Source organism: Klebsiella sp. GN_Kp190 (genome assembly GCF_040061795.1).
Classification (GTDB): domain Bacteria; phylum Pseudomonadota; class Gammaproteobacteria; order Enterobacterales; family Enterobacteriaceae; genus Klebsiella; species Klebsiella michiganensis.
In genome coordinates, this window is the sequence record NZ_JBEAFN010000022.1 from 33,259 (window position 1) to 41,855 (window position 8,597).

Below are 8,597 nucleotides of genomic sequence, written 5' to 3' on the forward strand. Positions count from 1 at the left end.
TACAAAATCATTCGCTCAATGAGAATAAGATGATGCGGTAACGTATTGTAGTTACCAATAAAATCATAAATTTATTCATTGGACGAATGATATGAAAACAACTTTAGGCAAGGCGGCATTACTGGCGTTAAGCATGATGCCCGTTACGGTTTTCGCTTCCCACTGGAGCTATGAAGGCGAAGGTTCGCCGGAACACTGGGGGGCGCTCAATGAGGAGTACAAAACCTGTCAAAATGGCATGAATCAATCCCCTATCAACATCGATACCACGTTTAAGACACACCTTTCACCGCTGGATACGCACTACATCGATGGTCCCATTACGCTCATCAACAATGGTCACACTATCCAGGCGGGGTTAAAGACCACAACAGCGGATACCGTTACGATTGACGGTACGCCATTTACCCTTCAGCAGTTCCATTTTCATGCCCCGAGCGAAAACACCGTTCACGGTAAGCACTATGCGATGGAGATGCATCTGGTACATAAAAGCGCTCAAGGCGCCGTTGCCGTCGTGGCGGTGATGTTCGACCAGGGCGCGGAAAATAGCGAACTGAACAAACTGTGGGCCACCATGCCCGAGAAAGCCGATCAGACGGCTAAAATCGTCACCCAAATGGATCTCAACGCCCTTCTTCCCGCAGACAAGACATACTGGCGTTTCAGCGGCTCCCTGACCACGCCGCCTTGCTCCGAGGGGGTAACCTGGATTGTGCTTAAACATCCCCTGACACTTTCATCAGCGCAGCTGGCAAAATTTAGCCACGCTATGCATCACGATAACAATCGTCCGATACAGCCGCTGAATGGTCGCGTGGTCATAGAATAAACATCAGCTGTGCTTCACGATCATGTTCTGAAATGAGAGCCAACTCACATAAAGCCAAGGTAATTTGCTGATTTCTTCAGCAGATTATCTTGCCCGTTCCCTGTGCCGGGAAGAAAAAATGAGAAGTTATACAAAATTATATGTGTAGATAAATTCATCACATGTTTTTAATGCAATGATTTATATAGCTAATTATTCATGCACACTGACCTGCAAGGCGATTCTTTGATCCACCGCAGAGGATTGCTCAAAGTTTGGCCTTTCATCTCGTGCAAAAAATGCGTAATATACGCCGCCTTGCAGTCACAGTATGGTCATTTCTTAACTCATGCGCATCGGACACTACCAGCTCAGGAATCGACTCATCGCAGCGCCTATGGCTGGCATTACTGACAGGCCATTCCGCACGTTGTGTTACGAGATGGGAGCAGGATTGACCGTATCCGAGATGATGTCCTCCAACCCGCAGGTTTGGGAGAGCGACAAGTCACGCTTACGGATGGTGCACGTTGATGAGCCCGGTATTCGTACCGTGCAAATCGCCGGTAGCGTACCGGAAGAGATGGCTGCAGCCGCCCGTATTAACGTGGAAAGCGGCGCCCAAATTATTGATATCAATATGGGATGCCCGGCTAAAAAAGTGAATCGAAAGCTTGCAGGTTCAGCCCTCTTGCAGTACCCCGAGCAGGTGAAGTCTATCCTGACGGCGGTCGTCAAAGCAGTGGACGTTCCCGTAACTCTCAAGATTCGCACCGGTTGGGAACCGGAACACCGTAACTGTGTAGAAATTGCCCAACTGGCTGAAGAATGTGGCATTCAGGCTCTGACTATTCACGGACGCACGCGCGCCTGTTTGTTTAACGGAGATGCTGAGTACGACAGTATTCGGGCAGTTAAGCAGAAAGTTTCCATTCCGGTTATCGCGAATGGTGACATTACTGACCCGCTTAAAGCCAGAGCTGTGCTCGACTATACGGGGGCAGATGCCCTTATGATAGGCCGTGCAGCTCAGGGAAGACCCTGGATCTTTCGGGAAATCCAGCACTATCTGGACACTGGAGAGCTGCTGCCGCCGCTGCCGTTGGCAGAGGTTAAGCGCTTGCTTTGTGCACACGTTCGGGAACTGCATGGCTTTTATGGCCAGGCAAAAGGGTACCGAATCGCACGCAAACACGTATCCTGGTATCTGCAGGAACACGCTCCAGATGACCAGTTTCGGCGCACATTCAACGCCATAGAAGATTCCAGCGAACAGCTGGAGGCGTTGGAGGCATACTTCGAAAATTTTGCGTAATAGAAATAAAGAGCTGACAGAACTATGTTCGAACAACGCGTAAATTCTGACGTACTGACCGTTTCTACCGTTAACTCTCAGGATCAGGTAACTCAAAAGCCCCTGCGTGACTCGGTTAAACAGGCACTGAAGAACTATTTTGCTCAACTGAACGGTCAGGATGTTAATGACCTGTATGAGCTGGTACTGGCTGAAGTAGAACAGCCCCTGTTGGACATGGTGATGCAATACACCCGCGGTAACCAGACCCGTGCTGCCCTGATGATGGGCATCAACCGTGGTACTCTGCGTAAAAAATTGAAAAAATACGGCATGAACTGATACTAATCAGTTAAATGTTTGATATAAAAGGCGCTCTTCGGCATGGGGAAGCGCCTTTTTTATTACATGAATTTTAATGGCTGGCTATCGTCTGCCGCCCATTAGCCCCGCAAAGGATTGACATAATATTATCAACCAGGGCGGGTGCCTGGCGATACAGATCGAATTGCCCGGGCTCCACCAGCCAGTTTTTAATAATACCGGTAAATGCGCTGTGTAATACAATTAATGAAATTTCAACATTGGTTTCCGCTGGCAATAATCCGTTACGAATACAGAGCTGCAAAATGCTGCGAATAATCGGATAGCTAAAACCAATTCTCTTGCGAATCTCAGCTTCCGGCATCATGTCGCTGGAAAACTCACACTTCTGATACAGAATTTGCATTAAGGCACGTTGACGGGGATTATTGGCGATATATTGTAAGCCAATAATAAATTTCTCTCGTAGCGTGCTGAGCGGATCCTGATCGTCTTTAAGGTTAAATTCATGCTGAAGCAGGTCGCGTAGCGGCAGCTGCTGTTGCCACATTTCATTAAATAGCTCAGCTTTGCTTGCAAAGTGCCAGTACACCGCTCCGCGCGTCACGCCAGCAGCATCAGCGATATCGGCTAAGGTCGTGCTGGTCACGCCACGTAAGGCAAACTGCTGAATGGCAGACTCAATCAGAAGCTGCCGCGTCTTTAACGCATCTTCTTTCGTTCTTCTGGGCATACGGTGCTCCACTCAACGCCAGATTGAGAGTGTGGGGAAATCGCTGGATACCTATAAACCTAACATCTGACAATCAATATTGTTTAGCAAAAATACAGATGAGTTAAATCTCAAACGCTCTCCAATAAATACACCGCAAGAATAATTAAGATAAATATATTCATATATTAAATATCAATGTAAGCAAATTTTAATTTAAGTTCATTCTAAAAACATTATTCCTGATATTTTGTTTTTACGTGCCTTGCTGATGGCTAAAAAATAACTATGTCTTACATCCATCGTTTTTTATTTGTAGGATAACAAACCGCATTTTAATTCATTATTTCTTGCACAGATTCGTGGCCATGCCTGGCTCATAATCTATAAGGAACAGCAATGACACCTCATGTCAGGGTTACACTTTTATCCAGCCTTATCATCCCGGCCATCCTGCTCAGCGGTTGCGATAATTCAGGCGATCGGCAACCGCATGCGCAGATACCTCAGGTCTCCGTTTATGTCGTACACAGCGCGCCGCTGTCCGTCACCACGGAGCTACCTGGCCGCACATCTGCCTACCGCGTCGCGGAAGTCCGCCCGCAGGTCAGCGGGATTATCCTGCACCGTAACTTTGTCGAAGGTAGCGATGTCACCGCTGGACAGTCTCTTTATCAAATCGATCCGGCGACCTATCAGGCGGCTTACAACAGCACAAAAGGTGATGAAGCGAAAGCAGAAGCCGCGGCGGCTATCGCCCACTTAACGGTAAAACGCTACGCGCCTCTTCTCGGCACAAAATATATCAGCCAGCAAGAATACGATCAGGCGGTGGCGACCGCGCGCCAGGCCGATGCCGATGTTATTGCCGCAAAGGCAGCCGTGGAAAGCGCGCGTATTAACCTGGCGTACACAAAAGTGACGTCGCCAATCAGCGGCCGCATCGGCAAATCCAGCGTGACCGAAGGTGCCCTGGTGACAAATGGTCAGGCTGACGCGATGGCGACGGTACAGCAGCTCGATCCCATTTATGTGGATGTCACTGAATCCAGTAATGATTTCATGCGCCTGAAACAGGAAAGCCTGCAGCACGGCAGTGACACCAAAAGCGTGCAGTTGATTATGGAAAACGGAAAACCTTATGCGCTTCAGGGCACGCTGCAGTTCTCTGACGTCACGGTAGATGAGAGCACCGGCTCTATTACGCTTCGCGCCATCTTCCCCAACCCACATCACGCTCTGCTGCCAGGGATGTTTGTTCGCGCCCGTATTGATGAGGGCGTTTCACCGGATGCAATTCTCGTTCCTCAGCAGGGAGTCACCCGAACGCCGCGCGGCGATGCCAGCGTGATGCTCGTTAATGATAAAAACCAGGTGGAAACGCGAGCCGTCACAGCCTCACAGGCGATTGGCGATAAGTGGTTAATCACGAGCGGTCTGAAAGCCGGTGAAAAGGTTATCGTCAGCGGTCTGCAGAAAGTACGTCCCGGCGTCACCGTGAAGGCCGAAGAGGATACCGCGACGTCCGTCGCGCAATAAGGTACGAATCCCTATGTCTAAGTTTTTTATCCATCGACCGGTCTTCGCCTGGGTGCTGGCGATCATCATGATGATTGCCGGTGGCCTCGCAATTATGCAGCTACCGATTGCACAATACCCGACTATCGCGCCGCCAGCGGTGGCCATCTCCGCAACCTATCCAGGTGCGGACGCACAAACCGTTCAGGATACGGTGACTCAGGTTATCGAACAGAACATGAACGGTATCGATAATCTGATGTACATGTCCTCAACCAGCGATTCCGCAGGCGGCGTTACCATCACCCTGACCTTTAAATCAGGTACGGATCCGGATATTGCGCAAGTTCAGGTGCAGAATAAACTGCAGCTGGCGACGCCGCTTCTTCCTCAGGAAGTACAGCAGCAGGGGATTAGCGTCGAGAAATCAAGCAGTAGTTTCCTGATGGTTGCCGGATTCATCTCCGATAACACGAGCACCACTCAGGATGATATATCCGACTACGTTGCATCGAACGTCAAAGATACCATCAGCCGCCTTAACGGCGTCGGCGATGTACAGCTCTTCGGCGCGCAGTATGCCATGCGCGTCTGGCTGGACGGTAATCTCCTGAATAAGTACAACCTCACGCCTGTCGACGTCATTAACCAACTGCAGGTACAGAACGATCAGATTGCAGCAGGCCAGCTTGGCGGTACGCCGGCCCTTAAAGGCCAGCAGCTAAATGCATCCATTATTGCTCAGACGCGACTGAAGGATCCGGCAGAGTTTGGCAAAGTGACTTTGCGCGTGAACGCGGATGGCTCAGTGGTGCACCTGAAAGATGTGGCACGTATTGAGCTGGGAGGTGAAAACTACAACGTTGTCGCAAAAATCAATGGAAAACCGGCTTCAGGACTGGGAATTAAGCTCGCTACCGGCGCCAATGCCCTCGATACCGCCGCCGCGATTAAAGCGAAGCTTGCCGAACTGCAGCCGTACTTCCCGCAGGGGATGAAGGTCGTCTATCCCTACGACACTACGCCGTTTGTGAAAATCTCTATTCATGAGGTTGTGAAGACGCTGTTTGAAGCGATTATCCTCGTCTTCCTGGTGATGTATCTGTTCTTACAGAATATCCGGGCCACGCTGATCCCCACCATTGCGGTTCCGGTCGTCCTGCTCGGGACCTTTGCCGTACTGGCGATGTTCGGTTACTCCATCAATACGCTAACGATGTTTGGCATGGTGCTGGCAATAGGCCTTCTGGTCGACGATGCTATCGTGGTGGTGGAAAACGTCGAACGCGTCATGGTAGAAGAGAAGCTTCCCCCCAAAGAAGCGACGGAAAAATCAATGTCGCAAATTCAGGGGGCGCTGGTCGGCATTGCCATGGTGCTATCGGCAGTGTTTGTCCCGATGGCCTTCTTTGGCGGCTCTACGGGGGCGATCTATCGGCAATTTTCTATCACCATCGTCTCCGCCATGGCGCTGTCCGTCCTGGTCGCGCTGATCCTGACCCCCGCGCTTTGTGCCACATTACTGAAACCCGCATCAGCCGATCATCATGAGAAAAAAGGATTTTTTGGCTGGTTTAATGCGAAATTCGATCGTAGCGTGAACCACTACACTAACAGCGTTAGCGGGATCCTGCGCTGTACCGGACGCTACCTGATCATCTATTTGCTGATCGTTGTGGGTATGGCCGTCCTGTTTATGCGCCTGCCCACCTCCTTCTTGCCGGATGAGGATCAGGGGGTATTTATGACCATGATCCAGCTTCCTTCAGGCGCAACGCAGGAACGCACGCAAAAGGTTCTTGATACGGTTACCGATTACTATCTGCATAAAGAGAAGGCGAATGTTGAAAGCGTCTTTACCGTTAACGGCTTTAGCTTTAGCGGTCAGGGTCAAAACTCCGGTATGGCGTTTGTCAGCCTGAAGCCATGGGAAGAACGCAGTGGCGCAGAGAATGGCGTTGAGGCAATCATCAAACGTGCGACCGTTGCCTTCAGTCAGATTAAAGATGCTATGGTCTTTCCTTTCAATCTGCCGGCAATTATCGAACTGGGTACGGCGACCGGTTTTGACTTTGAGCTTATCGATCAGGGTAACCTTGGCCATAGCGCGTTAACCCTGGCCCGTAATCAACTTCTGGGTATGGTGAGAGAGCATCCCGACCAGCTGGTACGCGTTCGCCCCAACGGGCTCGAAGACACGCCGCAATTTAAGCTGGATGTTGATCAGGAGAAAGCTCAGGCTCTGGGGATTTCGCTATCCGATATCAATGAAACCATTTCCGCGGCGCTAGGGGGTTACTACGTCAACGACTTTATTGACCATGGACGAGTGAAAAAAGTCTACGTTCAGGCCGATGCAAAATTCCGTATGCTGCCGAGCGATATCAATAATATGTACGTCCGCAGCGCGAATGGCGAAATGGTTCCGTTCTCCGCCTTTGTCACCTCACGCTGGGTTTATGGTTCACCGCGCCTGGAGCGCTATAATGGCTTACCCTCTATGGAAGTTTTGGGTGAAGCTGCTCCGGGGAAAAGTACCGGCGATGCGATGATTTTAATGGAGCAGTTAGCCAGCAAGCTTCCTGCCGGTATTGGTTACGACTGGACGGGAATGTCCTATCAAGAACGTTTATCCGGTAACCAGGCGCCCGCGCTCTACGCCATTTCGCTTATTGTTGTCTTTCTGTGTCTTGCGGCGCTTTATGAAAGTTGGTCTATTCCCTTCTCCGTCATGCTCGTCGTTCCATTAGGGGTAGTTGGTGCATTACTGGCGGCGTCGTTACGCGGGCTTAATAATGACGTTTATTTCCAGGTGGGCTTATTAACAACTATCGGCCTCTCTGCGAAAAACGCGATTCTTATCGTGGAGTTTGCGAAAGACCTGATGGATAAAGAAGGCAAAGGAATTATCGAAGCCACACTTGAAGCATCGCGTATGCGTTTACGCCCTATCCTGATGACTTCGCTGGCCTTTATCCTCGGGGTTCTGCCTCTGGTTATTAGCCATGGAGCCGGCAGCGGCGCCCAAAACGCGGTCGGTACCGGCGTTATGGGCGGAATGCTGACGGCAACATTACTGGCGATCTTCTTTGTTCCTGTCTTCTTCGTCGTGGTAAGACGCCGCTTTACGAAACACGCAGAGTAAATATGTTTTTCTAAAGGCACCTTTCAGGTGCCTTTTTTTCGTCTGCGTTTCGATAACTATCCTGATGATATTAAATATATTTATTGCCGCGGTACCCAATACACATTATTTCCCCATAGTTCTCTGGTTTTCTTCATGATATTTACGTTACTCATAAATTGAGATTATTTACTCTAGCGGCACCCCATATTGCTGATGATAAAATAAACCGTTCCGCGCAGGTATGGGTTCTCCAATACAGCGAAGCGGATTATTTAGAGGTAATATCATGAATAAAGTTATTCTAGTGGCATTGCTGGCAACGCTACTCGCCGGCTGTGCACATGACTCTCCGTGTGTACCGGTCTATGATTCTGAAGGCAGATTAGTGCACACCAATACCTGTATGAAAGGAACGACCCAGGATAACTGGGAAACCGCCGGCGCGATTGCCGGAGGCGCAGCTGCCGTCGCTGGCCTGACGCTCGGCATCGTGGCGTTGACTCGTTAATTCCTTTCTTTTCTCTGCCATGACAGGTGCCGGAGCGAGCTCCGGCACTGCTTTTCCCCGAAGGTAAGCTCCACAATGCTTAAACTGCAATACCGGCAGCTGAAGCTCGGGAAACGATCCTTTAGATAAGATCAAATGGGCAAATTGTCATTGCCAGGTCTGGTATAAATGGATATTTTCGCAGCAGCACAAACGCAAAAAGCCCATCCGTCAGGATGGGCTTTTCACTTATTTGATGCCTGGCAATGCCCTACTCTCACATGGGGAGACCCCACACTACCATCGGCGCTACGGCGTTTCACT

At 50.1% G+C, this 8,597-nt stretch carries 6 protein-coding genes and 1 pseudogene; 6 read left to right on the forward strand and 1 reads right to left on the reverse strand.

From position 1 onward, the window contains the following. Window positions 1-91 precede the first annotated feature (91 nt). The 3 genes and pseudogenes from ABLU67_RS14110 to fis all read left to right on the forward strand — a co-directional run bounded on the left by ABLU67_RS14110 (window position 92) and on the right by fis (window position 2,447). Window positions 92-832 carry a carbonic anhydrase family protein gene (locus ABLU67_RS14110; protein ID WP_004854712.1) on the forward strand — a complete coding sequence of 247 codons (741 nt, stop codon included), beginning with the start codon at window positions 92-94 and terminating at the stop codon, window positions 830-832. 328 nt (window positions 833-1,160) lie between these two features. Continuing rightward, window positions 1,161-2,169, forward strand: a pseudogene (gene dusB, locus ABLU67_RS14115) (tRNA dihydrouridine synthase DusB). Continuing rightward, window positions 2,151-2,447 carry a DNA-binding transcriptional regulator Fis gene (fis, locus tag ABLU67_RS14120; RefSeq protein WP_000462905.1) on the forward strand — a complete coding sequence of 99 codons (297 nt, stop codon included), beginning with the start codon at window positions 2,151-2,153 and terminating at the stop codon, window positions 2,445-2,447. Before dusB ends, fis begins: the two are co-directional and overlap by 19 nt. Before the next feature lie 73 nt (window positions 2,448-2,520). On the opposite strand, the gene envR is transcribed toward fis, so the two are convergent. Beyond that, window positions 2,521-3,162, reverse strand: coding sequence for an acrEF/envCD operon transcriptional regulator (envR, locus tag ABLU67_RS14125; RefSeq protein ID WP_004854718.1), 642 nt, complete (start codon window positions 3,160-3,162; stop codon window positions 2,521-2,523). 378 nt (window positions 3,163-3,540) lie between these two features. Here envR and ABLU67_RS14130 point away from each other — a divergent pair, with 378 nt between their 5' ends. The 3 genes from ABLU67_RS14130 (at window position 3,541) to ABLU67_RS14140 (ending at window position 8,294) form a co-directional block, all read left to right on the forward strand. Beyond that, window positions 3,541-4,680, forward strand: a complete 1,140-nt coding sequence (locus ABLU67_RS14130) for an efflux RND transporter periplasmic adaptor subunit (RefSeq protein WP_348852346.1) — start codon at window positions 3,541-3,543, stop codon at window positions 4,678-4,680. Between the two features lie 13 nt (window positions 4,681-4,693). Further along, entirely contained in the window at window positions 4,694-7,804 is a 3,111-nt protein-coding gene (locus ABLU67_RS14135; RefSeq protein ID WP_014227025.1) for an efflux RND transporter permease subunit, read from the forward strand. A 268-nt stretch (window positions 7,805-8,072) separates the two neighbouring features. After that, the gene (locus ABLU67_RS14140; protein ID WP_032751522.1) at window positions 8,073-8,294 is read left to right on the forward strand and encodes a hypothetical protein; all 222 of its coding nucleotides are present in this window, start codon (window positions 8,073-8,075) and stop codon (window positions 8,292-8,294) included. Window positions 8,295-8,597: the final 303 nt, after the last annotated feature.

Excerpts from the sequence above, each read along its gene's own strand:
- ABLU67_RS14110 (WP_004854712.1), top strand. The coding sequence starts at position 92 with ATGAAAACAACTTTAGGCAAGGCGGCATTACTGGCGTTAAGCATGATG.
- fis (WP_000462905.1), top strand. The coding sequence starts at position 2,151 with ATGTTCGAACAACGCGTAAATTCTGACGTACTGACCGTTTCTACCGTT.
- envR (WP_004854718.1), bottom strand. The coding sequence starts at position 3,162 with ATGCCCAGAAGAACGAAAGAAGATGCGTTAAAGACGCGGCAGCTTCTG.
- ABLU67_RS14130 (WP_348852346.1), top strand. The coding sequence starts at position 3,541 with ATGACACCTCATGTCAGGGTTACACTTTTATCCAGCCTTATCATCCCG.
- ABLU67_RS14135 (WP_014227025.1), top strand. The coding sequence starts at position 4,694 with ATGTCTAAGTTTTTTATCCATCGACCGGTCTTCGCCTGGGTGCTGGCG.
- ABLU67_RS14140 (WP_032751522.1), top strand. The coding sequence starts at position 8,073 with ATGAATAAAGTTATTCTAGTGGCATTGCTGGCAACGCTACTCGCCGGC.